Here is a 25,692-nt window from a genome sequence, read left to right as displayed (position 1 = left end):
GCAAGCCGCGTGTAAAACCCGAACGACGTCCGCCCGTTTTACACGCGCCCCATTAGTCAACACCCGCCATCTCCGCTGCGCCCCACCCTTCGGGCGCACGCTTCACCCCTCCGCGCCCTGGTCAAAAACTCGCTGGCACAGCGTTTGCTGCGGTTTGCAGCGTATTACCCAGTAATCGCCGATCGATCTGGCCAGCCCCCGTCCAGCCGACGTCTGGCGTCAAAGCATCCATTACTGGCCAGCAGGGCGACGATCTTTGCACTACATTGACCAGTACGCGCCCTCGCGTCACGCATCGCGCGGCATCCGGCTCTGGAAGCCCAATGAGCGCTGTGATCGCATGCCAATTGCATCCACACCGCAGCAGGACGAATCTGGAAAAGACCGATGGAATCTCCAAACGGGTACGCGCCACGGATCTACTTTTTTCATTCGCTTCTCGTCGGGCCGCTCGATGCCTGGCCTGCGCAGTTCGCTCACGCAGCCGCGCTGGGCTTCGATCATGCGCTGATCGGCAGCATCTTCGAGCCGGGCCAGGCGGGACACGGACAGGTGGTCGGCGATCACGGCCGGCTGCATCCGGTGTTCGACACGCAGCAACCGGCCACCGCGGCAATCAGGGTTCTCGCGGACGCCGCCCGTCGGCACGGCTTGACCCTGCTGGTCGATATCGTGATCGACCGGATGGCCGCCGATGGCACGCTGTACGCCGAACATGCCGGCTGGTTCCACCCATTCGAGTCTGAAGAGGCGCGACTCGATCCACGCCATGCGCATCGCGAGGACAACGTCGCCTACGCGAACTTCAACGACGCCCACAGCAGCGCGGCGCTGACCGGCTGGTGGACGCGTCAGCTGCTGGCGCTGGCCGACGCGGGCGTCGGCGGCTTCCGTTTCGATTCGCCGCATCGCGTGCCGGCGGCCGTCTGGCGGCAACTCGGCGACGCGGTGCACGCGCGGCATCCGGATGTGCGCTTCCTTGCCGCGACGCCGGGTTTGACACGCGGCGATCTGCTCGGTCTCGAAGACGTGGGCTTCGACAGCGTATTCTCGTCGGTGCGCTGGTGGGACTTCCGCGCCAGCTGGATGGCCGAAGAGCACGCGGCGCTGGCGCGCGTCGCCGCACCTGTGGCGTTTCCCGAAGCCCCTTACGGCACCCGCCTCGCCGCCGACCTGAGCGATGCGCACGACGCCGCCATCGTCGAGCGGGCTTACCGGCGCGCGCTGTTCGCCGCGGCTTCGACCGGCACCGGCTGGATGATGCCGATGGGCTTCGAATACGGCCTGACTGAACCGATGTCGCAAACGCGCGGCGGCGCTTCGCAGTTCGTCCTTGCTTGCCGGTCGAAGCAGTTCGATCTCTCGGAACGAATCAAGCATGCGAACGCAGCCGTACGCAATACGAAAACGCTGCAAGCCAACGGCGAACTGCGTCCGTTGAGCGGGCCGGGCGCGCCGGCCGCCGTGCTGCTGCGCGCCGACACGCCCGACCTGCGCAACGCCGGCGAAGCCGTCCTGATCGCGATCAATCCCGAACTCGGCGCGCCGGTACACGTCGATCCGGCGCGCTTCCTCGCGGGCGTGCCGGGCAATTTCACGCGCTTCGTCCCGCTCGATGCGCCTGGTCATGTCACGCCGGCCGGCCTGACGCCGTTCACGCTCGCACCCGGCGCATGCCGCCTGTTGCGCGCCGTGGCCGACCAGCCGATCCGCCTCGCACCGCCAATCGACAAGGCCAGCAGCAAGCTCAGCGGCCATAAGACCGTGCTCGACGCGATTGCCGCGCCGCGCGTGGCAATCGAAAGCGTAACGCCCTCGGTCGATCACGGACGCTTTCCGGTCAAGCGCACGGTGGGCGAGCGCGTCAAGATCGGCGCGGCGATCTTCGCCGAAGGTCACGACAAGATCGCCGCCGCCGTACTCTGGCGCGCCGCCGACGAAACCGCATGGCACGAAGTGCCGATGGTCCCTGCGCCGCCGGCCGGCCTCGACCTCTGGCACACGCGCATCCCGCTCGAGCGCCTCGGCCGCCACGAGTTCACCGTGATCGCGTGGCGCGACGACTTCGCCTCGCTGGTCGAGCATATCGAGAAGAAGCTGAAAGCCGGCCAAACCGTCGAAATCGAACTCGAAGAAGCCGCGCATCTGTTCGCGCTGGTGCTCGCCGAAGTGGAAACGTCCGAAGGCGCGGTGACCGGGCCGCTTGAACATATCGTCAGAGAATTCACCAAGGCCGACCCCGACGCGAAGCTCGCGCTGATCCTCGCGCCGGCCACGGCGAAGGCGATCGCCGCCGCGCGTCACCGCCCGTTCCTGAGTCGCGATCCGATCATCTACAAGATCGAAGCCGAGCGCACCGCCGCGCGCTTCGCGAGCTGGTACGAGATCTTCCCGCGTTCGATGAGCGACGACGAATCGCGTCACGGCACCTTCGCCGATGTGATAACGAAACTGCCGCGCGTGCGCGACATGGGTTTCGACGTGCTGTACTTCCCGCCGATCCATCCGATCGGTCGCGCCAATCGCAAGGGCCGCAACAACACGCTGAACGCCCAACCGGGCGACGTCGGCAGCCCATATGCGATCGGCGCGGCGGAAGGCGGCCACGCCGCCGTGCATCCGCAACTCGGCACGCTCGACGACTTCAAGAAAATGCTGGCGGCAGCGCAAGCGCACGGCCTCGAAATCGCACTCGACTTCGCGATTCAATGCTCGCCCGATCATCCGTGGCTGAAGGAGCATCCGACATGGTTCGCGTGGCGTCCCGACGGCACGCTGCGTTACGCGGAAAATCCGCCGAAGAAGTACCAGGACATCGTCAATCCGGACTTCTATGCGCACGACGCCAAGCCCGATTTGTGGCTCGCGCTGCGCGACGTGATCCTGTTCTGGATCGAAGCGGGCGTGCACATTTTCCGTGTCGACAATCCGCACACCAAGCCGCTGCCGTTCTGGGAATGGATGATCGACGACGTCCGCTCGCGTTATCCGGACACGATCTTCCTCGCCGAAGCGTTCACGCGCCCGCGGATGATGAACCGGCTCGGCAAGATCGGCTTCTCGCAGTCGTACACGTATTTCACGTGGCGCGAATCGAAGCGCGATTTCATCGAGTACATGACCGAGCTCACGCAAACCAACGCGCGTGATTTCTATCGGCCGAATTTCTTCGTCAATACGCCGGACATCAATCCGCGCCATTTGCAGTCGTCGGGGCGCTCGGGCTTTCTGATTCGTGCGGCCCTGGCGGCGACGCTCGCCGGTTTGTGGGGCGTGTACTGCGGCTTCGAATTGTGCGAGGCGGCCGCGCTGCCGAATAGCGAGGAATATCTCAACTCCGAGAAGTATCAACTGCGCGCATGGGACTGGCACCGGCCCGGCAACATCGTCGGCGAGATCAGTGCGTTGAACCGGATCCGCCGTGCGAACCCGGCGCTGCAAACACATCTCGGCTTGACGTTCCTGCCGGCGCACAATGACCACGTGCTGTTCTTCGAGAAAGCCACCGAAGCACGCGACAACGTGATCCTCGTCGCGATCAATCTCGACCCGTTCAACGAACAGGGCGCCGATATCGAATTGTCGTGGGACACGTTCAAGCGTTGGAATCTGCATGACCACGGCGCGCTGGAAGTGACCGATCAGATGACCGGCGCGCGCTTCGAATGGCATGGCCGCTGGCAGCACGTGCAGCTCGGCTCGGGCCAGCCGTTCTCGATCTGGCGCATCGCGCCCCTCGGCGGCCTGCCCGCCGACCGCCCGGACGATGCCGACAGCGGCTATCACGCAGACGACGCTGGCAACCCAATCCTAATGGAAGGTCCGACATGAAGCGTGACGATCCAGCCCAAAGCACGTCGCAGGCCCATGCGAGCACAGCCGCCGGCAGCGCGACGAAAGCGCGGACGTCGCGGCGCGGCAAACCCGCCGCGCTCAGCGACGACCCGCTCTGGTATAAAGACGCGATCATTTATCAGGTGCACATCAAGTCGTTCTTCGACGCGAACAACGATGGCGTGGGTGACTTTCCGGGCTTGATCGCGAAGCTCGATTACATCGCCGAACTCGGCGTGAACGCGATCTGGCTGCTGCCGTTCTATCCGTCGCCGCGGCGCGACGACGGCTACGACATCGCCGATTACCGTAATGTGCACCCCGATTACGGCCAGCTCGCCGACGTGAAGCGCTTCATTCAGGAAGCGCATGCGCGCGGCATCCGCGTGATCAGCGAGCTGGTGATCAACCACACCTCGGATCAACACCCGTGGTTTCAGCGCGCACGGCGTGCGAAGCCGGGCTCGAATCATCGCAACTACTACGTGTGGTCGGATACCGATCAGAAGTACCAGGAGACACGGATCATCTTCATCGATTCGGAGCCGTCGAACTGGACACACGATCCGGTTGCGGGCGCCTACTATTGGCACCGCTTCTATTCGCACCAGCCCGATCTGAATTTCGACAATCCGGCCGTGCTGCGCGAGGTGTTGCAAGTGATGCGCTTCTGGCTCGACATGGGAATCGACGGTCTGCGGCTCGATGCGGTGCCGTATCTGGTCGAACGTGAAGGCACCAACAACGAAAACCTGCCCGAAACACACGCGGTGCTGAAGAAGATCCGCGCGACCATCGACGCCGAATATCCGAACCGGATGCTGCTCGCCGAAGCAAACCAGTGGCCGGAAGACGTGAAGGAATATTTCGGCGACGAAGACGAATGCCATATGGCATTCCACTTCCCGCTGATGCCGCGCATTTACATGTCGATTGCGAGCGAGGACCGCTTCCCGATCACCGACATCATGCGGCAGACGCCTGACCTCGCCGAAACCAACCAGTGGGCGATTTTCCTGCGCAATCATGATGAGCTGACGCTCGAAATGGTCACCGATTCGGAGCGCGACTATCTGTGGAACACCTATGCGAGCGACCGCCGCGCGCGCCTGAATCTCGGCATTCGCCGGCGCCTCGCGCCGCTGTTGGAACGCGACCGCCGCCGAATCGAGCTGATCACTTCGCTGCTGCTGTCGATGCCCGGCACGCCCGTGATCTATTACGGCGACGAACTCGGCATGGGCGACAACATCCACCTCGGCGACCGCGACGGCGTGCGCACGCCGATGCAATGGTCGTCGGATCGCAACGGCGGTTTTTCGCGCGCCGATCCCGAACAGCTGGTGCTGCCGCCGGTGATGGGCGCGCTGTACGGCTTCGATGCAGTCAACGTCGAAGCGCAAAGCCGCGATCCGCATTCGCTGCTGAACTGGACGCGGCGCTTGCTCGCCACCCGCCGCGCGAAGCAAACGTTCGGGCGCGGCACGATCCGTTTCCTGAAACCGGAGAACCGCAAGATTCTCGCCTATTTGCGCGAGTTGCCGGACGAGCCGCCGATCCTGTGCGTGGCGAATCTGTCGCGCGCGCCGCAGGCGGTCGAACTCGACCTGTCCGAGTTCAACGGTTCGGTGCCGATCGAAATGACCGCGGATTCCGTGTTCCCCGCAATCGGTCAGCTCACCTATCTGCTGACCTTCCCGCCGTATGGCTTCCTGTGGTTCATGCTGTGCGAGAGCAGCCAGCGTCCGACGTGGGCGCAAGCACATTCCGAACCGCTGCCCGAATTCGTCACGATCGTGATCCGCGAGGGTCAGGCCGGACCGACGCCGGAAAACGTCCGGCTGCTGGAATCCGAAGTGCTGCCGTCATGGCTGAGCCGGCGCCGCTGGTTTGCATCGAAGGATCAGAAGATGCACGCCGTGCGCCTCGCCGCGCTGACCACGATTCCGAACGGCGGCTTCGCCTTCACCGAAATCGAAGCGGACGTCGGCAATCACACGGAACGCTACGTGGTGCCGATCGCGATCACGTGGGGCGGCGAAACCACCACGCCGCTGTTCATCCAGCTGGCACTGGCCCGCGTGCGCCGCGGCCGCAATGTCGGCCACTTGACCGACGCGTTCGCGCTGCCGATCTTCGCGCATGGCGTGCTGCGCAAGCTGCGCGAACGCGCGGTCGTTCCGACCGTGCAGAAAAGCGAAATCAGGTTCATCCCGACCGAGCGTTTCGCCGAACTCGATCATCTGGGCGAGCGGCCCGACGTTCGCTGGCTCGCGGCCGAGCAAAGCAACAGTTCGCTGATCGTCGCCGACGCCGCGGTGCTGAAGCTGGTGCGGCGGCTGGTGAACGGGATTCATCCGGAAGCGGAAATCAGCCGCTATCTGACGCAGCTCGGCTACGCCAACACCGCGCCGCTGTTTGGTGAAGTGGTGCGCGTCGATCCCGAAGGCGTGCCGCATACGCTGGCGATCCTGCAGGGCTTTATCGACAACCAGGGCGACGCGTGGAACTGGTCGCTCGACTTCCTGCGCCGCTCGGTCGACGAGCTCGCGGTTGCCGTCGATGCGGACGCACAGTCGCCCGATCGCGACAACGAGGCGATTCTGGTGGAAAGCTATAGCGAGCTGGCCGGCACCATCGGCAAGCGGCTCGGCGAATTGCACGTGGCACTCGCGTCGCCCTCCAGCGACCCGGCCTTCGCGCCGGAGCGCGCCAGCGCCAAACAGGTGAAGACCTGGATCGACGGCACGCTATCGATGCTCGCCGGCGCGCTCGATCTGCTCGCGCCACGCATCGATCAAATGACCGACCCGGAAACCAAAGCATTGGCGCAAAGCCTGATCGACCGCCGCCCGGCACTCACCGAAGCCGTCAAGAAGCTCGTGCCGGCCGAAGCAGGCGCGCTGCGTATCCGCATTCACGGCGACTTCCACCTGGGTCAGGTGCTGGTCGCGCAGGGCGACGCCTATCTGATCGACTTCGAGGGCGAGCCTGCGCGCACGCTCGAAGAACGGCGCCAGAAGTCGAGCCCGTTGCGCGATGTGGCCGGTTTGCTGCGCTCGCTCTCGTATGCGAGCGCTGCAGCGCAGTCCACGATGGAAAGCGCGCCGCCGCAAACCGCCGATCGCAAGCGCGTGCTGTTCGAACGTTTCCGCGCCAGCGCTGCAAAGACATTCCTGCAGCAATACCGCGCCGCAATCGCGACCGCGGAGCCGCCGCTGGTCGCCAGTTCCTCCGGGGAGCCGGAAGCGGAACAGGCCCTGCTCGATCTGTTCCTGATCGAGAAGGCCGCTTACGAGATCCGTTACGAAGCAGCCAATCGTCCGACGTGGATCGGTTTGCCGGTGCGCGGCCTCGCCTCGCTCACCAGCCGTTTGCTCGGCGACACCGGCACGCCGGTCGACGATTCATCCACCCAGGCGCCAGGCACCGCCGCACCGCCTAACCCGGCCGAGGGCGACTATGAGTGAGCACGATCCGGCCGCGGGCCTTCAACCGCTCGAAATCGACGCGCTCGTCGAAGCGCGCCATCCCGATCCTTTTTCGCAACTCGGGCTGCATGAGACGGACGCGGGTCCGGTGGTGCGCGCGTTGCTGCCGAATGCCGCGCACGTCAGCGTCATTGCGCGCGCCGATGGCACGACACTCGGCGAGCTTCAGCCATTGCGGCCCGGACTGTTTGCCGGCCGCGTCACGTCCGCGGCGCCGTACCGCTTGCGCGTCGACTGGCACGGCGTGGTGCAGGAGATCGAGGACACCTATTCGTTCGGCCCCGTGCTCGGCGACGAACCGTTGGGACGTCTCGCCAACGGCGATCCGTATGCGGTGCTCGAATGCCTCGGCGCGCGTCCGATGGAAGTAGACGGCGTGCCCGGCGTGCGCTTCGCCGTGTGGGCGCCGAATGCGCGGCGTGTCTCGGTGGTCGGCGACTTCAATTCGTGGGACGGCCGCCGCCACCCGATGCGGCTGCGTCATCAGGCAGGTGTGTGGGAAGTATTCGTGCCGCGCGTCGGCACAGGCACCCGCTACAAATACGAGCTGCTGTCCCGCGACGGTCATCCGTTGCCGCTGAAGGCCGATCCCTGCGCGATGCAGACGGAAAAGCCGCCGGGCACAGCGTCCGTGGTCGCGCATGTCGACGAAATCGAGCAGTTTCAATGGACCGATCAGGACTGGATTCAATCGCGTGCGGGCAGACAAACCGCGAATGCACCGATCTCGATCTACGAAGTGCATGCCGAATCGTGGCTGCGCGTCGCCGAAGAAGGCCAGCGCGGCCTCTACTGGGAAGAACTCGCCGAGCGGCTGATTCCGTACGCGAAAGGCATGGGCTTCACGCACGTCGAATTCCTGCCGGTCGCCGAGCACCCGTTCGGCGGCTCGTGGGGCTATCAGCCGCTCGGGCAATTTGCGCCGTCCGCGCGTTTCGGCAAACCCGAGCAGTTCGCCGCGTTCGTCAACACGGCGCACGAGGCCGGCCTCGGCGTGATTCTCGACTGGGTGCCCGCGCATTTCCCGAACGACGCGCATGGTCTGGTCGACTTCGACGGCACGCCGCTCTACGAGCACGCCGATCCGCGCGAAGGCTATCACCAGGACTGGAACACGATGATCTACAACCTCGGCCGCAACGAGGTGAGCGCGTTCCTGATCGCATCGGGTCTGGCGTGGCTCAAGCGCTATCACGTCGACGGTTTGCGGGTGGATGCGGTCGCGTCGATGCTATATCGCGACTACTCGCGCGCCGCCGGTGAGTGGGTGCCGAACATCTATGGCGGGCGCGAAAATCTCGAATCGATCGCGTTTCTGAAACGGCTGAATCATGAAGTCGGTTACGTGCCGGGCGTGCCGGGTGCGATCACGATCGCGGAGGAATCGACCGCGTGGCCCGGCGTCACCGCGCGCATCGAATACGGCGGCCTCGGCTTCCAGTTCAAGTGGAACATGGGCTGGATGCACGACACGCTGCACTACATGCACGAAGACCCCATCCACCGCCGATACCATCACCATGAGATGACGTTCGGCATGGTCTACGCGTACTCGGAGCGCTTCGTGCTGCCCCTCTCGCACGACGAAGTGGTGCACGGCAAGGGCTCGCTGCTCGGCAAGATGCCCGGCGACACGTGGCAACGCTTCGCCAATCTGCGCGCGTATTTCGGCTTCATGTGGACGCATCCGGGCAAGAAGCTGCTGTTCATGGGCGGCGAATTCGGCCAGATGGCGGAATTCGATCACGACGCGTCGCCGCATTGGCATCTGCTCGACGACGCGAATCACCACGGCGTGCAGAAACTCGTGCGCGACCTGAACCATCTGTACAGCCAGGAGCCGGCGCTGCATCTGCTCGACAGCGAGCCGGGCGGTTTCGAATGGCTGATCGGCGACGACAGCAGCAACAGCGTATTCGCCTATCGCCGCAGCGACGGCACGGGCCGCGAACTGGTCGCGGTCTGCAATCTGACGCCGGTGCCGCGGGTCGGCTACCGGATGGGGATGCCGCGTGGCGGCCGCTGGGTCGAAGTGCTGAATACCGACGCTGGCGTGTATGGCGGCTCGAACATGGGCAACGGCGGGCTGGTTAATACCGAGGAAATCTCCAGCCACGGCATGCCTTACTCCGCTTCGCTGATTTTGCCGCCGCTGGCGACGATCGTTTTGCGCGCGGATTGATCGGTGTGCCGTAACGCGAGCGCGCGGCGCATGCGTCGCGCGCTCGTTGCATGAAGACCCACGATCGCGTCCATAAATCAGAACAAGGAAGAAGGGGAATCATGTCGCATGCAATGCCCGACCGGCTTCTGCCCGGTTCACCCTATCCGCTCGGCGCCAGCTGGGACGGCCTCGGCGTCAACTTTGCGGTATTCTCGGCGAACGCACAGAAAATCGAGCTTTGTCTGTTCGACCCCACCGGCCGCAAGGAAATCCGGCGTTTCACGCTGCCCGAATGCACCGACGAAGTCTGGCATGGCTACCTGCCGAACGCGCATCCGGGCACGGCGTATGGGTTTCGCGCGCATGGTCCGTATCAGCCGCAGCATGGTCATCGTTTCAATCCGCACAAGCTGCTGCTCGATCCGTACGCCCGCAAGCTGGTTGGGCAATTTCGCTGGTCCGATGCGCTGTTCAGCTATCGCGTGCATTCGAATCGCGCGGATCTTTCCATCGACAGGCGCGATTCGGCCCCGGCCATGCCGAAGTGCGTCGTGGTCGACGAAGCGTTCGACTGGTCGCACGACAAGCGCCCGAATGTGCCGTGGGGCGAAACCATCGTCTACGAGACGCATGTGCGCGGTACGTCGATGCTGCGCGCCGATTTGCGCCAGCACGAACGCGGGACGTTCGCCGCACTCGCTTCGCCGGAATTTATCGAGCATTTGCAGAAGCTCGGCGTCACCGCCGTCGAATTGCTGCCGGTGCACGCGTTTCTGAACGACCGATTTCTGGTGGAGCGCGGCCTGCGCAACTACTGGGGTTACAACACCGCTGCGTTTTTTGCGCCGGAGCCGTCGTATCTGAGCACGCACCGGCTCGACGAGATGCGCATCGCCGTGCGCCAGTTGCACGCGGCCGGCATCGAGGTGATTCTCGACGTGGTCTACAACCACACCTGCGAAGGCAATGAAATGGGGCCGACCGTGTCGTGGCGCGGGCTCGACAACGCCAGCTACTACCGCGTGATTCCCGGCGACGAACGCCACCATATCAACGACACCGGCTGCGGCAACACGGTGAATCTGCCGCATCCGCGCGTGCTGCAAATGGTGATGGATTCGCTGCGCTACTGGTCGACCGCGTTCAACATCGACGGCTTCCGTTTTGATCTCGGCGTGACGCTCGGCCGCGAGCAACACGGCTTCGATCCCGGCTCCGGTTTTTTCGACGCGTTGCGCCAGGACCCGATCCTGTCGCAGCGCAAGCTGATTTCCGAGCCGTGGGACATCGGCCCGGGCGGTTATCAGCTCGGCAACCATCCGCCGGGATTCGCGGAATGGAACGACCGTTTCCGCGACACCGTGCGCCGTTTCTGGCGCGGCGACGCCGGCTTGCGGCCCGACCTTGCCGCGCGTCTGACCGGTTCGGCCGATCTGTTCAACCGGCGCTTCAGGAAACCGTGGGCATCGGTCAATTTTGTCGCGTCGCACGACGGTTTTACGCTCGCCGACATCACCGCGTACGAGCACAAGCACAACGAGGCGAATCTCGAAGACAACAACGACGGTCACAACGAAAATTGCAGCCGCAATTGGGGCGCCGAAGGCCCGACCGACGATCCGCAGATTCTCGAAACCCGAGCACGCGTGGCCCGCTCGCTGACCGCCACGCTGCTAATGGCGCTCGGCACGCCGATGCTGCTGGCGGGCGACGAAGCGCTGCGCACACAGAACGGCAACAACAATGCGTACTGCCAGGATAACGAACTATCATGGCTCGACTGGGAGCGCGCGCAGGCACCGGAAGGCCGCAGGATGACCGGGTTCGTCGCGCGGGTGATCGCGCTGCGCAAACAGCATCCGCTGCTGCGCGAGACGCGCTTTCTGTTCGGCGACCGCGAAGTGTTGCCGGGTCTGTTCGACGTCGGTTGGTTCGACGAGAACGGCGATCCGCTAACCATCGAAGCGTGGCAGGACCCGGAAGGCCGCGCGTTCACGCTGCGGCGCGCCGGTCCCGGCTTGAACGGCGAAACGGAAGTATTGTTGATGATGCTCAACGCGTCGGCGGAAATGCTGCGTTTTACGCCTCCCGCACCGCACCTGGAATGGCATGTGCTGTTAGATACTGCCGAGCCGGAAAGCGCGCCGCACCGGTTGGCCGTGCCGGAGGTCGAAGTGGCCGCGCATAGCGTCGTGATGCTGGCGGCGCAGCCGGTCGGCGAGGCGGATTGGCAGGCGGGCTGGAAGGCCGGCCCGCTACACGGGCCGCGGCTGTTGACCGCGCTGCCGCCCGATCCGGGTGCGCAGCAGCCGGGCGACGACACGTCGCCGGGCACGTGAGCGGTGCCTGCATGGCAGCACGAGCAACACAGTAAGGCAGCCGTGTCACGACGCGTTGGAGACGTGAGGCGCGTAAGGCACGGCTCGAAAGCAAAACCGAATGGTGGCAAATCATGTCCGAATGTCCGATTGATCCTCATGCGCATCACCACGCGCATTGCCTGCCGTTCGGTGCACAGCTGCTCGGCGCATCGGGGACGAAACCGCGTACCCGGTTTCGCTTCTGGGCGCCTTCGTGCAAGACAGTACAGGTGGAAATCGAAAACGGACCGGCGCAAGGCGCGCACGACATGACGCCCGCCGGCAACGGCTGGTTCGAAGCAACCGCCGATTGCGGCGCGGGCACGCTCTACCGTTTCCGGCTCAACGGCGAACTCGCGGTGCCCGATCCGTCGTCGCGCTTCCAGCCGCAAGACGTGCATGGTCCGAGCGAAGTGATCGATCCGCGTGCTTACCGTTGGAACAACACGCACTGGCATGGTCGGCCATGGGAAGAGACGGTGCTGTATGAACTGCACGTCGGCGCGCTAGGCGGCTATGCGGGCGTGCAGAAGCGTTTGCCGGCGCTCGTCGCGCTCGGCGTGACCGCCATCGAGCTGATGCCGTTGAGCGATTTTCCCGGCACGCGCAACTGGGGTTATGACGGCGTGTTGCCGTATGCGCCGGACTCCGCTTACGGCCGCCCCGAAGAACTGAAAGCGCTGATCGACGCGGCGCACGGCCTCGGCCTGATGGTGTTTCTCGACGTGGTCTACAACCACTTCGGTCCTGACGGCAACTATCTGCACGAATACGCGCGATCGTTTTTCCGCGACGGCACGCACACGCCATGGGGTCCGGCGATCGACTTCGAGCGCACTGAAGTCAGCGATTTCTTCACCGACAACGCGGTGTACTGGCTCAATGAATATCGCTTCGACGGCCTGCGTTTCGACGCCGTGCATGCAATCGACAATCACGCGTGGCTGCGCGAATTGTCCGATCATATCCGCGCGAGGATGCAGCACGGACGTCACGTGCATCTGGTGCTGGAAAACGAACATAACAGCGCGAGCCTGCTGGAAACGCATTTCGACGCGCAATGGAACGACGACGCGCACAACACGCTGCACGTGCTGCTGACCGGCGAAACCGAAGGCTACTACCACGCCTATGAGGACCAGTCGATCCGCAGACTGGCGCGCGTGCTGTCGGAAGGCTTTGCGTATCAGGGCGAGCCGTCGCCGATTCACGACGGTGCGCCGCGCGGCGAGCCGAGCAAACATCTGTCGCCGACCTCGTTTGTAATGTTCTTGCAGAATCACGACCAGATCGGCAATCGCGCATTCGGCGAGCGTCTGCGCAAGCTGACGTCCTACGATGCGTTGCGCGCCGCGACCGGCCTGCTGCTGTTGTCGCCGCAAATCCCGCTGCTGTTCATGGACGAGCAATACGGCTCGACCCAGCCGTTCCTGTTTTTCACCGACTACACCGGCGAGCTCGCCGAGGCCGTGCGCGAAGGACGCCGCCGCGAGTTCGCACGCTTTTCGTCGTTCAGCGACGACCAGCGTCGCGCGCAGATTCCCGATCCGAACGATGCGAAGACGTTTGCTGCGTCGTCGCCGCCTGCGTCTGCTGAGGCAAGCGCACCGGAAGACGCAAAAGACCGCCTCGAATGGATGCACTTCTACAAATCCGCGCTCGCCGTGCGGGCGAAACTGATCACGCCGCGCCTGAAGCACTCGAAAGCGCTCGGCGCGACGGTGCTGGCAACAGAGCGCGGCGCTGACGCCAACGCACTGATCGCGCGCTGGAAACTCGGCGACGGCGAGACTTTGTCGATCGCATTGAATCTATCGAAAGACAACGTGCCGTTCGCCGACATCCCCGCCGGCAAAGTGGTTTTCGAAACGCCGCCGCGCGTACGCGAACAGATCGACGCCAAGGTATTGCCCGCGCATGCGTTCGTCGCATGGCTGACCGGCGATGTCTGCGACTATGCGATCGGCCACGATGCCCGCATCGCAGGTATTCAGGAGCACAACGCGTGAGCCCTACCCGACACCCGAACGATACGATCGCAACCCTCGCCACGCGCGCCGGCTTCGAGGTGGAGTGGCGGGACGCGCATCACGCGACGCACCGCGTGCCCGAGAATACGCTCGCCGTGCTGCTTGAACGGATGGGTTTGCCGTGCGGTAACGCGACGCAGATTCGTCAAAGCGCCGCCACGCTCGAAGCCGAACTGTCCGGCCGCAAATTACCGCCGCTGATGACAGCCGAGGTCGAGCGCGGTATCGCCTTGCCTGCCGCCGCGATCAAGTCCGACAGCCACTATCGGATCGAACTCGAAAGCGGTTCGATCATCGACGGCCGCTTTACCGCGCCAAAAGGCGAAGCTGCCTTGCTCGCGCCGATCAGCGAACCCGGCTATCACACGCTCGTGATCAACGAGCAACGCATGACGCTGGCTGTCGCGCCGTCGCGCTGCTACACCGTCGCCGATGCGTGGCGCACGCTGCACGGCGACTCGGCGCAAGCGCCGCTGCTGTGGAGCATCGCGGCACAGCTATACGGCTTGCGCCGCACGGGCGACGGCGGCATCGGCGACTATTCGGCGCTCGCCCAGCTAGCGATCGAAAGCGCGAAGCGTGGCGCGCATGCGCTCGCCGTCAGTCCGACGCATGCGATGTTCAGCGCGGAGCCGAAGCGCTTCAGTCCGTACTCGCCGTCGTCGCGTTTATGGCTGAACGTCACGCATATCGATCCCGCCGCGGTGTTCGGCGCGGATGCCGCACGCGCCGCGCTCGACGCCGCGCAAGCGGCCGATGCATGGTCCAGGCTCGAAAACCTGCCGCTGATCGAATGGCCGGATGCGGTCGTGTTGAAGCTGAAGGTATTGCGCGCGTTATACGAGAACTTCTGCACGGAGGAACGCGCGCAGCACACGCCGCGCGCACTGGAATTTCACGGCTTCTGCGAACGGGCCGGCCGTGCGCTCGAAGATCACGCGCGATTCGAAGCATTGCAGGCGGCGCAGCTCCTACAGGAAGGCGGCAACGGCCACTGGCGCAACTGGCCCGAAGCGTTGCGCGACCCGCGCAGTCCGGAAGTCGAAGCGTTCGCCGACGCCAATCGTCACGAAGTCGATTTTCATCTCTTCCTGCAATGGCTCGCTGCGAAGGGCTTGTCGCACGCGCAGCACGCGGCGTGCGACGCCGGCATGGCCGTCGGCTTGATCGCCGACCTGGCGGTAGGTTGCGACAGCGCCGGCAGCCATGCGTGGTCGTATCGCGACGACATGCTGCAAGGTGTATCGGTCGGCGCGCCGCCTGATCTGTTCAACCAGGCGGGACAGGCATGGGGCCTCACCACCTTCTCGCCGCGCGCGATGCGCACGCAGGGCTTCTCCGCGTTCATCGACATGCTGCGCGCCGCGTTCGCCCATGCGGGCGGCATCCGCATCGATCATATTCTCGGGCTGCGGCGTTTGTGGCTCGTGCCGGAGGGCGAAAGCGCGCGCAACGGCGCCTACCTGCGTTATCCGCTCGAAGACCTGCTGCGGTTGATCGCGCTCGAATCGTGGCGGCATCGCGCGATCGTGATCGGCGAGGATCTCGGCACGGTGCCGCCCGGTTTTCGCGAACGGCTCGACGAGCGCGGCATCGCCGGGATTCGCGTGCTGTGGTTCGAGCGTACGGGAGATGGCAAGGGTTTCAAGCCGCCACACGCGTGGGACCGCAATGCGGTGGGCACCACGACGACACACGATCTGCCGACCGTAGCCGGCTGGTGGCGCGGCAGCGATATCACGTGGCGCAACCGGATCGGCCAGACGATGGCACGCGCCGACGGCCGCGACGCGGTAGCAGCCGCACAGGATGAACGCGCCGACGATCGCGCCGCCCTTTGGGTGTCGTTCCAGCAAGCCGGCGTGGCCGCGCAGGACGTCGCTGCGCCGCCGCCCGACAACGCGCCCGTGGACGAAGCGCTGGCCTTCATCGCCGCAACGCCTGGGCCGCTCGTGACTTACCCGCTCGAAGACCTGCTCGCGCAAGTCGAGCAGCCGAACCTGCCTGGCTCGATCGACGAGCACCCGAACTGGCGCCGCCGCGTGAGCTTGCCGATCGGCGCGCTATTCGAAGACGCGGCGTTTTGCGATCGCCTGCTGGCGGTCGACCGCGCACGCAGCGCCGCGACCCGTTCCGCTACTAACGCTTCTTCGGAGCCTGACACGCCATGACCGTCCCGAGCTCCACGCTTCGCCTCCAGTTCCATCGAGGCTTCACCTTCGACGATGCCGCGAAGCACGTCGACTATTTCGCCGCGCTCGGCATTAGCCACCTGTACGCGTCACCCGTTACGACGGCCGAGCCGGGCTCGCTGCACGGCTACGATACCGTCGACTACACCCAGGTCAGCGCCGAATGCGGCGGCGAGGCCGGATTGAAGCGCCTCGTCGACAAGCTGCGCGCGCGCAACATGGGACTGATCGTCGACGTCGTGCCGAACCATATGGGCGTGGGCAGTTCGAGCAACGCGTGGTGGCTCGATATCCTCGAATGGGGCCGGCACAGCGCGTATGCACGGCATTTCGACGTCGACTGGCATTCGCCCGATCCGGCTTTGCGCGGCAAGGTGCTGGCGCCGATGCTCGGCGCGCCTTATGGCGAGGAACTCGCGGCAGGCCGTATTGCGCTGCGTTTCGCCGCCGATACCGGGCGCTTTTATATCGGCTACGGTCCGCATGTGTTCCCGGTGTGCCCGATCGATTACGCGTCGATCCTGCAGAGCGCCGAGCGCCCCGATCTCGCCGCGCTGGCCGAGCGCTTCCAGGGTCTGACGACGCAGCCCACCGATCAGCCCCGCGCCGCCGAAGGACGCGACATGCTGCGCGAATTCGTCGCGCAGAACGGCGCCTCGGCAATCGAAATCGCACTGGCAACGTATGCGCCGGAGGACCCGGCCACGCGCGACCGCTTGCATCGGTTGATCGAACGGCAGCACTTCCGCCTCGCTTGGTGGCGCACCGCGTCCGATGAAGTGAACTGGCGGCGCTTCTTCGACATCTCCACGCTAGCCGGTGTGCGCGTAGAACGGCCCGAAGTATTCGACGCCGTGCACGCGCTGGTTTTCCGTCTGTACCGGGAAGGCGTGGTGGACGGTTTGCGGATCGATCACATCGACGGCCTCGCCGAGCCGCGCGAATACTGTCAGCGCCTGCGGCAGCGTCTCACCGAATTGCGCGACACCGCGCCGTACGTGATCGTCGAAAAGATTCTGGGCCACGGCGAACCCTTGCGAGACGATTGGCCGGTGGACGGCACGACCGGCTACGATTTCATGCGCGACGTGGGCGCACTGCTGCACGATCCGGCCGGCGCCGAGCCGCTCGCGGCGACGTGGGCCGAACTCACCGGCCGCAGTGCGCGCTTTGCGGACGAAGCATTGGCAGCGCGCCGCAAGATCCTCACGGAAAACCTGCCGGCGGAACTGGACCGCGCGGCGCGTGCATTGCATCGCATCGCCCGCGATTCGCTGACCACGCGCGACTTTACCTTCACCGCGCTGCGGCGCGTGTTGACCGAGCTGGTCGTACATTTCCCGGTGTATCGAATCTATCCGCAGAACGGGCTGCGCAACGCCACCGACAACGTCTATTTCGAGCAGGCGCTGGCGGGCGCGAAAGAAACGCTTTCGCGTGCGGACCATGACGTGCTCGAACGCGTCAATGCGTGGCTCGGCGGCAGTGCCGAAGACATGCCGAATGCACGGGCTGGCGCACCGCCTCAGCAAGGCCAGAACGGCGCACCGCCGAGCCATGCGGGCGCCGCGCGGCGCACCGCGCAAACGCTGTTTTCGCAACTGAGCGCGCCGGTCGCCGCGAAGGCGATTGAAGACACCGCGTGCTATCGCTATGGCCGTCTGCTGTCGCGCAACGAAGTCGGCTCGGACCCGGGCGAATTCGCGTTGTCGGTCGAGCAGTTTCATGCGGGGAACCTGGAGCGCTCACAGCGTTTTCCTCACGCGATGCTCGCCACTGCCACGCACGACCACAAACGCGGCGAAGACGTGCGTGCGCGGCTCGCGGTATTGAGCGAGATCGCGCACGACTGGAGCGCCACGTTGCGCGCCTGGTCGACATTGAACACGCCGCATCGCCGTGCGCTCGACGGCAAGCCGATCAGCAGCGTCAACAAAGACGCGAGCTATGACTGGGCGCCCGGCCCTGCGGCCGAAGCCATGCTGTATCAGACGCTGGTCGGCTGCTGGCCACCGGATTTATCGCCGGACGATGAAACCGGCGTCAGGGCACTGGCCGAGCGCGTCGCGCAATGGCAGTTGAAAGCGCTGCGCGAAGCGAAGCTGCAAACCAACTGGCTCGCACCCGACGAAGCGTATGAAGCCGGCTGCCGCGACTTCCTGTTCGATATCCTGGCACCGCAGCGGCGCGATGGTTTTTTGCGCGAGTTGTCCGCGTTCGTTGCGCGCATTGGCCGAGCCGGCGCACTCAATAGCTTGCAGCAGACGGTGTTGCGATTGGCGTCGCCTGGGATTCCCGATCTTTATCAGGGTACTGAGTTGTGGGACTTCAGCCTGGTCGACCCCGACAATCGCCGGCCGGTCGATTTTGCAAAGCGTGAAGCGTTGCTTGTGCAGACGCCGCCGTCGGAATTTTTGCCGGGTTGGCGCGATGGGCGCGTGAAGCTCGCGGTGGTGCAACGCGTGCTGGCGTTGCGTGCGCATTTGCCGGAGTTGCTGAGGCAGAGCACATATCTGCCGCTGGTGGTGCGCGGTGCGCACGCGTCGAATGTGATTGCGTTTGCGCGGCGGCATGGGAATGCATGGGCTGTTGTTGTCGCCAGCCGGCTTGCTGCTGGATTGCTGAATGAGACCGGCGATTTGCCGATGGTCGATCCGGTCAAATGGGACGATACGGCGATTGAGATGCCCGCCGATCTGGCTGCGCGGGCGTTGTTCGACTGGTTGAGTCCGGCAGCGCCCAAGGTCGATGAAAACGGCTTGCTGTTTTTACGCGATGCGTTGGGGGCGATGCCGGTTGCGATGCTGGTGGAGGATGGAGTACCGAAGGCGTAGGTGATGTCGGCGCTGCCAAAGGCAAAACCAACCATCACCCTCCTTCATCATCAAAAACCTTCGGATAAACCCTCACGAGCACAATCCGAGGCCCCTTCATTTTCTTGACGACGACGTCAAAACGATCGAACTCAACCCTCTGCCCCTCGGCGGGCAAATCATTGAGCGCATGAATCACAAGACCGCCGACCGATTCAGCCTTGCCCTCGTCAATATCGATCCCCAGCGCGCGTTCCAGCGACACCACCGGCAAACTCCCCTTGCCCATCAACGTCCCGTCGTCCATACGGGACCAGTCGGCGTCGCCTTGACGGAATTCGTCATGAATCTGCCCAACCAGCGCGCCGAGCAGATTGTCCAGCGTCAGAAAGCCAATCGGCTTCGAGTTCTTGTGACCGACCAGCGCGAAATGCGGTGCGCCCTTCCGAAAGCGGCGAAACAGTTCGAGCGCGGGCATATCCGGCTTCACGTACTGCACAGGCCGAACGTATCTGGAAAGGTCGTCGAGCGTACTGCCCGCATGACGCGCCAGCAGCAGATCCTTCAAATGAATCATGCCGGCGACGCGCTCCCCAGCGGCGTCTTCGAACAACGGATAGCGGCTGAAGCGATGCCGCGCCACCACCTGCATGTTCTCGCGCAACGGCAAATCGCGCCGCAAGCCAACCATTTCATAAGGCGGCCGCATCAGATCGGACACGGTCATGCGCGAAAAATCCAGCGAATGCGCGATCGTGTTCCATTCGTCCTGGCTGTATGCGCCTTCCGGCGAACCGAGGCCCGTCGCCACGTTCGCATGGCGGCCGCGCAGGATCAGCTTGAGTTCGTCGGTCGAATAGTGCGAGTCGTGGCCGTGATCCGCCGCGAGCCCGGCGAGCCGCAGCACCGCGTTGGCGCTGGTATTGAGCACCCAGATCGCCGGATACATCGCCCAGTAAAAACCATAGAGCGGCGTGGCGGCCCACAGCGAAACCTTCTCCGCTTCGCGAATTGCCAGCGACTTCGGCGCCAGTTCGCCGACCACGATATGCAGGAACGAAATGCACGAAAACGCGAAGAACAGCGAAATGCCGTGGATCAGCTTCTCCGACTCCACGCCAAGCAAACTGAAGAGCGGCGTAAGCAGTTGCGCGAACGCCGGCTCTCCGATCCATCCCAGCCCGAGTGACGCCAGCGTGATGCCGAGCTGACAGGCCGACAGATACGCGTCGAGCCGGCCATGCACCTTAGCCAGCAGACGTCCGCGCATGCCATGCTGGGCGGCCAGGCTCTGCACCCGTGTCTGCCGCAGTTTAACCAGACCGAATTCGGCGGCGACAAAAAAACCGTTGAGGGCAACGAGAAACAACGCACCAATGAGGGCGACAACCTGAATCAAAGCGGAAGGCTCCGGCAACAAAAGTTGTCAGTATAGAGGGCGAAAGCTCGGCGAAAGTTAATCGCGTCCAGCAAAACGCTGCGACGTCCGGCGCTCACGCCGTTGCCGCGGCGCTGAGCGGCACATGCAGTGCGAGCGTGCCCGCTTCGGCGTCTTGTGTGTCGCTTTGCTCGAAACTGCCGCCGTGGGCCTCCGCGACGCGCTTGCACAGCGCGAACACCCACGCGATCCGTTTGGCTTCGCGCGGTTCGCGCGCCTGTTTGCGGGCAAACGCTTCAAGCACATGCGGTAACGCAGGATCGTCCAGCGCAGCGGCTGCCACGTTGAAGGTGACGGTAGCGTGCCACGTGGCGGCGTCCGCGCGTGTGGCCAGCGTGACCGTGGCGCCCTCCGCGCTCGCTTCGACGGCGAAGGTAAGCATCAGCCATAAGGCGGCGGCAAGGCGTTCCCGGTCGCCGTTAAGTTGCTCGGTAGCCAGTTGCGAGTCGACTGCGATCTCGACGCCGCGTGAGCGTGCCAATCCCGAGCGGACTTCTTCAACCGTTTCGTCGAGTAAAGGATGTAGCGGAAACGGTGCATAAGCGAGCGCCAGCGTTTTCGTTTCGGCGCGCGTTGCGTCGACGATCGTCTCGAGCAGCTTCACCTGCTGGTCCACGCCGCTGCGAATGCCGGTCACGGCGCGCTGCGAGTTGGGGTCGTTCGCATCGAGCTTGCGTTCCAGCACGTACGCCCAGCTATGAATGGCATTCAGCGGACCGCGCAGATCATGCGACACCAGCGACAGCACGTGGTCGCGCATGAACAGCGCGGTCTCCGCCCGCAGACGCGCGGCGCGTTCGGATACGGCGAAACCGGGACGAACCGGCTGGCCGCCGCCGGCTCCGATGGAAGAGGTTGTCACGATCAAGCCCTCTCAGGCGGTATATGAATTGTTAAAAGAAGCCCCATTATAGGCATGCTGCCCGGTGCGACCACCCTGGCCGGACAGTTAACGTAGCCGCAAACCGCATGCCACGCGGCAATCCTCGGCGATGCACCGCCAACGCGCCTACAATGTCGGTTTTTACGACTTGACCTAAGGAGCGACTCATGTCGACTGTGACTACCGAATCCGGCCTGAAATACGAAGACATCGTTGAAGGCACTGGCGCCGAAGCGGTTGCCGGCAAGACCGTCAGCGTGCACTACACCGGCTGGCTGACCGATGGCCAGAAGTTCGACTCGAGCAAGGACCGCAATGACCCGTTCGCCTTCGTGCTGGGCGGCGGCATGGTCATCAAGGGTTGGGACGAAGGCGTGCAGGGCATGAAGGTCGGCGGCACGCGCAAGCTGACGATTCCGCCGCAACTCGGCTACGGCGTGCGCGGCGCGGGCGGCGTGATTCCGCCGAACGCGACGCTCGTGTTCGAAGTCGAATTGCTCGGCGTCTAAGTTTTTCGCTGTTTGTAATTGGGCATCGCAATGCGTCACGCCGCCATCACCACACCGAGCGTTTCGTTGCGCCGTTACGGCGCGATCGAAGCGTCGGACGTGCACGACTTTCATCAGGTCGTGCTCGGACTCGACGGCGCGATGGTGATGGCGGTAGACGGCGTCGCGCAACAGATCGACGCCGGTTCCGCGTGGCTCATCCCGGCCGGAGCGCGGCACGATTACGCGGGCGTCGGCGAGAACCGGCAATTGGTGCTGGATCTGCCGGCCGCCTCGCTGGCCGTGCCGGAACGTCTGTTCGATCGCGCCCGGGCGGTGGCGGTGGATGCATCGCTCACGCAACTCGTGCATCGGATTGCGGCGCATGCCGCAGGCGGCGTTCAGGGCGACGACCTGGATACGCGTCGTTTTCATTGGGACGCTGCGGCGCGTTTAGGCGCAGCGTTGGTAGCCGATGCAGGCACAACAGCCGGTGCACAAGCGCCCGGCGCCGGGCTCGACTTCGCGCGCATCGACCGCTGGCTGCGCGCACATTTATCGGAGCCGCTGCATGTCGCCGACCTCGCCGCGCATTGCGGCTTCGGCATGCGGCGCTTTCATCAGCTTTTTATCGACGCCTTTGGCGAAACGCCGCATCGCTATTTGCAGCGTCTGCGGCTCGATACGTCGATTACGCTGCTCGCCGATCCGCGGCGTTCGTTGACCGACATCGCGTTCGAAATCGGTTTCGGCGATCAGAGCGCTTACACACACGCTTTTACGCGGCGTTTCGGGCTGCCGCCAGGGCAGTGGCGCGCGCTGCGCCACTGAATGCCACTGAGTTTTCGACGCGAGCCGCCAGGCGGCCCGCGTTTCCCTTCCCGGTAAAGCTGGTTAAGCCGGTTAAGCGGATTAACCCGCCAAACCACGCTCCAGATCGCCGCGAATGTCGCCGGCGTTTTCCAGTCCCACTGCCAGACGGATCAACCCTTCGCTAATACCAGCCGCCGCACGCGCTTCCGGCGTCACGCGGCCATGCGTGGTCGTGGCCGGATGCGTGATGGTGGTCCGCGTATCGCCGAGGTTGCCGGTAATCGAGCAGATCTTCGTACTGTCGATCACGCGCCAGGCATTCGCACGCATCGCCTCAGGCGTATCGCCCTTCAATTCGAACGACAGAATCGCGCCACCCGACTTCTGCTGACGCATCGCCAGCGCGTGCTGCGGATGCGATTCGAGCCCCGGATAAAACACGCGATTCACGGCCGGATGCGTTTCCAGCCAGCGCGCGATTTCGAGTGCGTTGGCCGACTGCTTTTCGACCCGCAGCGACAGCGTTTCCATGCCCTTGAGCAATACCCATGCGTTGAACGCGGACAGCGTCGGCCCGGCGCTGCGCACGAACGGAAACACCTTTTCCATGATGAACTGCTTCGAGCCGACCAGCGCGCCGCCGAGCACACGCCCCTGGCCGTCGAGGAACTTGGTGGCCGAATGCATCACGACGTCCGCGCCGAGCTTCAACGGCTGCTGCAAGGCCGGGCTACAAAAACAGTTGTCGACCACGAACAGCGCATTGACCGCCTTGGCGATCTTGCTGATTGCTTCGATATCGGCGACTTCGGTCAGCGGATTCGACGGCGTTTCGAGGAAGAACATCTTCGTCTCGGGTCGCACGGCGTTTTTCCACGCGTCCAGATCGGTCGGATCGACGAAGGTCGTCGTAATGCCGAACTTGCTGAAGATCTGCGAGAACATGCCGAGTGTCGAACCGAACAAGGCTTGCGAGCTGACCAGATGGTCGCCGGCCTGCAACGCCGACATCACCACCGACATGATCGCGGCCATCCCCGAGGCGGTAGCCATGCACGCTTCGCCGCCTTCGAGCGCGGCCAGACGGTCCTGGAACATCGAGACGGTCGGGTTCGTGAAACGCGAGTAGGTGTAATTGTCTTCGGAATTCCTGAAGCGCTCGGCGGCGTCCGCGGCACTCGCGAAGACGAAGCTCGAGGTCAGGAAAATCGCTTCCGAATGTTCGTTGAAGTCGCTGCGTACTGTGCCCGAGCGGACTGCCAGCGTATCGAAGTTCAGGGAGTCGTCCATGTTGGTTCTGGTTTCCAATGTTCCATGGCTGCATCCGGCGTGGCTCACATGAAACGAGCGTGCAACAACGCCAAACGGCAGCAACAAAAAAGCCCGCTTTTGCGTCGGCATAAGCGGGCTTCATGTGCGGGGGAAGGCTGGAGCGGAGGCGGATGACTGCGGCTTTTCCACCATTCGCTTTAGCTGTTTCGGGTTGCCCCGCGTCCGCAAGCTGAGATCAAATCGACGCAAGCCGTCATGCTAACACGCTCGCGGCGTGGCGTGCAGCACGCCATGCCGGTTGCGGGATCGCTCAACCCATCGACAATTGCAAATGCAGTTGCGAGCGTGACGGGCCGCCGTCGATCGCTTCGCTCGCGGCGTCGCGATCCGATTGCGAGGACGGCGCGAGACGCGCGGTTTCGATGCGGTCGAGGTACTCGGTGGTCACATCGCCGGTCACGTAGTTGCCGTCGAAGCACGACGCTTCGAATTCCTTCAGCGCCGGATTGATGTCGCGCACCGCCTGCTTCAACGCGTCGACGTCCTGGTAAACGAGATGGTCGGCGCCGATCATGCGCGCGACTTCTTCGTCCGAGCGGCCGTGGGCGACGAGTTCACCGCGCGTGGGCATATCGATACCGTAGACGTTCGGGAATTTCACCGGCGGCGCCGCCGAGGCGAAGATCACCTTGTTCGCGCCCGCGTCACGCGCCATCTGCACGATTTCGTGCGAGGTGGTGCCGCGCACGATCGAGTCGTCGACGATCAACACGTTCTTGCCCTTGAACTCGATGCCCATCGCGTTCAGCTTCTGGCGCACCGACTTCTTGCGCATCGCCTGGCCCGGCATGATGAAGGTCCGGCCCACGTAACGGTTCTTGAAGAAGCCTTCGCGATACTCGACGCCCAGCTTCTTGGCGACCTGCATCGCGGCCGGACGGGACGAATCGGGAATCGGCATCACGACGTCGATCTCGACGCCGGGCAATTCGCGTTTGATCTTCTCGGCGAGATAATCGCCCATGCGCAGACGCACGTTGTAGACCGGCACGCCGTCGAGCACCGAATCCGGACGCGCGAGGTACACGAGTTCGAAAATGCACGGGTTCAGGCTCGGATTCGTCGCACATTGCTGGGCGTGCAGATTGCCGTCGAGGTCGATGAAAATCGCTTCGCCTGGCGCCACATCGCGCACGAACTCGAAACCGATACCTTCGATCGCGACCGATTCCGATGCCAGGATCCATTCGACGCCTTCCGTCGTTTCCTGCTTGCCGAGGCACAACGGACGAATGCCGAACGGGTCGCGGAAAGCAAGCAGACCGTAGCCGGCGATCAGCGAAACGATCGCATACGAACCCCGCACCCGGCGATGCACGCCCGACACGGCGTTGAACAGCGCGGCCGGATCGAGTTGCAGGCTCGAACTAGAGAGCTGCAATTCGTGCGCGAGCACGTTGAGCATCACTTCAGTGTCGGAATTGGTGTTGATGTGGCGGCGATCGATGCGGAACATCTCATCTTTCAGCTGCTGCCAGTTGGTCAGGTTGCCGTTGTGCGCAAGGATGATGCCGAATGGCGCGTTCACGTAGAACGGCTGGGCTTCTTCTTCGCTCGACGCCGAACCGGCGGTCGGGTAACGGACCTGGCCGATGCCGGTAGTGCCGGGCAGGCTGCGCATGTTGCGCGTGCGGAACACGTCGCGCACCATGCCGTTGGCCTTGTGCATGTGGAAATTGCTGCCGTTCGCTGTCGCGATGCCGGCGGCGTCCTGACCGCGGTGCTGCAGGAGCAGCAGGCTGTCATAGATCAGCTGATTGACCGGAGAGTGGGAAACTACGCCTACGATGCCGCACATGGCATGTCCTTCAAAGGTACGAAATTCGTAACGGCGGCCGGTGCCTGCGATGGAGC

At 64.0% G+C, this 25,692-nt stretch carries 13 protein-coding genes; 9 read left to right on the top strand and 4 right to left on the bottom strand.

Features of this window, described 5'->3' with window-relative positions:
* Window positions 1-387 precede the first annotated feature (387 nt).
* From SB772_RS33245 to treY, 7 genes are all read left to right on the top strand, one after another.
* Window positions 388-3,831, top strand: coding sequence for a maltotransferase domain-containing protein (locus tag SB772_RS33245; RefSeq protein ID WP_410837378.1), 3,444 nt, complete (start codon window positions 388-390; stop codon window positions 3,829-3,831).
* Window positions 3,828-7,304, top strand: a complete 3,477-nt coding sequence (treS, locus tag SB772_RS33240; RefSeq protein WP_410837377.1) for a maltose alpha-D-glucosyltransferase — start codon at window positions 3,828-3,830, stop codon at window positions 7,302-7,304. Before SB772_RS33245 ends, treS begins: the two co-directional genes overlap by 4 nt.
* The gene (gene glgB / locus SB772_RS33235; protein ID WP_410837376.1) at window positions 7,297-9,507 is read left to right on the top strand and encodes a 1,4-alpha-glucan branching protein GlgB; all 2,211 of its coding nucleotides are present in this window, start codon (window positions 7,297-7,299) and stop codon (window positions 9,505-9,507) included. The genes treS and glgB overlap by 8 nt, the downstream gene beginning before the upstream one ends.
* A 101-nt stretch (window positions 9,508-9,608) precedes the next feature.
* Window positions 9,609-11,828: a glycogen debranching protein GlgX gene (glgX, locus tag SB772_RS33230; protein WP_410837375.1), complete on the top strand. Its 2,220-nt coding sequence runs from the start codon at window positions 9,609-9,611 to the stop codon at window positions 11,826-11,828.
* A 113-nt stretch (window positions 11,829-11,941) separates the two neighbouring features.
* Window positions 11,942-13,858, top strand: coding sequence for a malto-oligosyltrehalose trehalohydrolase (treZ, locus tag SB772_RS33225; protein WP_410837374.1), 1,917 nt, complete (start codon window positions 11,942-11,944; stop codon window positions 13,856-13,858).
* Window positions 13,855-16,050, top strand: coding sequence for a 4-alpha-glucanotransferase (malQ, locus tag SB772_RS33220; RefSeq protein ID WP_410837373.1), 2,196 nt, complete (start codon window positions 13,855-13,857; stop codon window positions 16,048-16,050). The genes treZ and malQ overlap by 4 nt, the downstream gene beginning before the upstream one ends.
* Window positions 16,047-18,905, top strand: coding sequence for a malto-oligosyltrehalose synthase (treY, locus tag SB772_RS33215; protein ID WP_410837372.1), 2,859 nt, complete (start codon window positions 16,047-16,049; stop codon window positions 18,903-18,905). Before malQ ends, treY begins: the two co-directional genes overlap by 4 nt.
* A gap of 34 nt (window positions 18,906-18,939) precedes the next feature.
* Here the strand turns inward: treY and SB772_RS33210 are convergent, their stop codons facing one another.
* Window positions 18,940-20,283, bottom strand: coding sequence for a hemolysin family protein (locus SB772_RS33210; RefSeq protein WP_410837371.1), 1,344 nt, complete (start codon window positions 20,281-20,283; stop codon window positions 18,940-18,942).
* A gap of 94 nt (window positions 20,284-20,377) precedes the next feature.
* Entirely contained in the window at window positions 20,378-21,184 is an 807-nt protein-coding gene (locus SB772_RS33205) for a sensor histidine kinase (protein ID WP_410837370.1), read from the bottom strand.
* Window positions 21,185-21,372: 188 nt separating this feature from the next.
* On the opposite strand from SB772_RS33205, the gene SB772_RS33200 reads away from it, so the two are divergent.
* Together SB772_RS33200 and SB772_RS33195 are read left to right on the top strand one after the other, a co-directional pair.
* Window positions 21,373-21,714 carry an FKBP-type peptidyl-prolyl cis-trans isomerase gene (locus tag SB772_RS33200; protein ID WP_027803023.1) on the top strand — a complete coding sequence of 114 codons (342 nt, stop codon included), beginning with the start codon at window positions 21,373-21,375 and terminating at the stop codon, window positions 21,712-21,714.
* A gap of 30 nt (window positions 21,715-21,744) precedes the next feature.
* Window positions 21,745-22,524 carry a helix-turn-helix domain-containing protein gene (locus SB772_RS33195; RefSeq protein WP_410837369.1) on the top strand — a complete coding sequence of 260 codons (780 nt, stop codon included), beginning with the start codon at window positions 21,745-21,747 and terminating at the stop codon, window positions 22,522-22,524.
* Window positions 22,525-22,605: 81 nt separating this feature from the next.
* On the opposite strand, the gene SB772_RS33190 is transcribed toward SB772_RS33195, so the two are convergent.
* On the bottom strand, window positions 22,606-23,796 hold the full coding sequence (locus tag SB772_RS33190) for an O-succinylhomoserine sulfhydrylase (RefSeq protein ID WP_410837368.1): 1,191 nt from the start codon (window positions 23,794-23,796) through the stop codon (window positions 22,606-22,608).
* A gap of 292 nt (window positions 23,797-24,088) precedes the next feature.
* Entirely contained in the window at window positions 24,089-25,636 is a 1,548-nt protein-coding gene (gene purF / locus SB772_RS33185; protein WP_410837367.1) for an amidophosphoribosyltransferase, read from the bottom strand.
* Between the last annotated feature and the right edge of the window lie 56 nt (window positions 25,637-25,692).

Origin of the sequence: Paraburkholderia sp. SIMBA_030, from assembly GCF_046535245.1 — a bacterium.
Lineage (GTDB): Bacteria > Pseudomonadota > Gammaproteobacteria > Burkholderiales > Burkholderiaceae > Paraburkholderia.
This window is presented reverse-complemented; position numbering and strand designations above follow the sequence as displayed.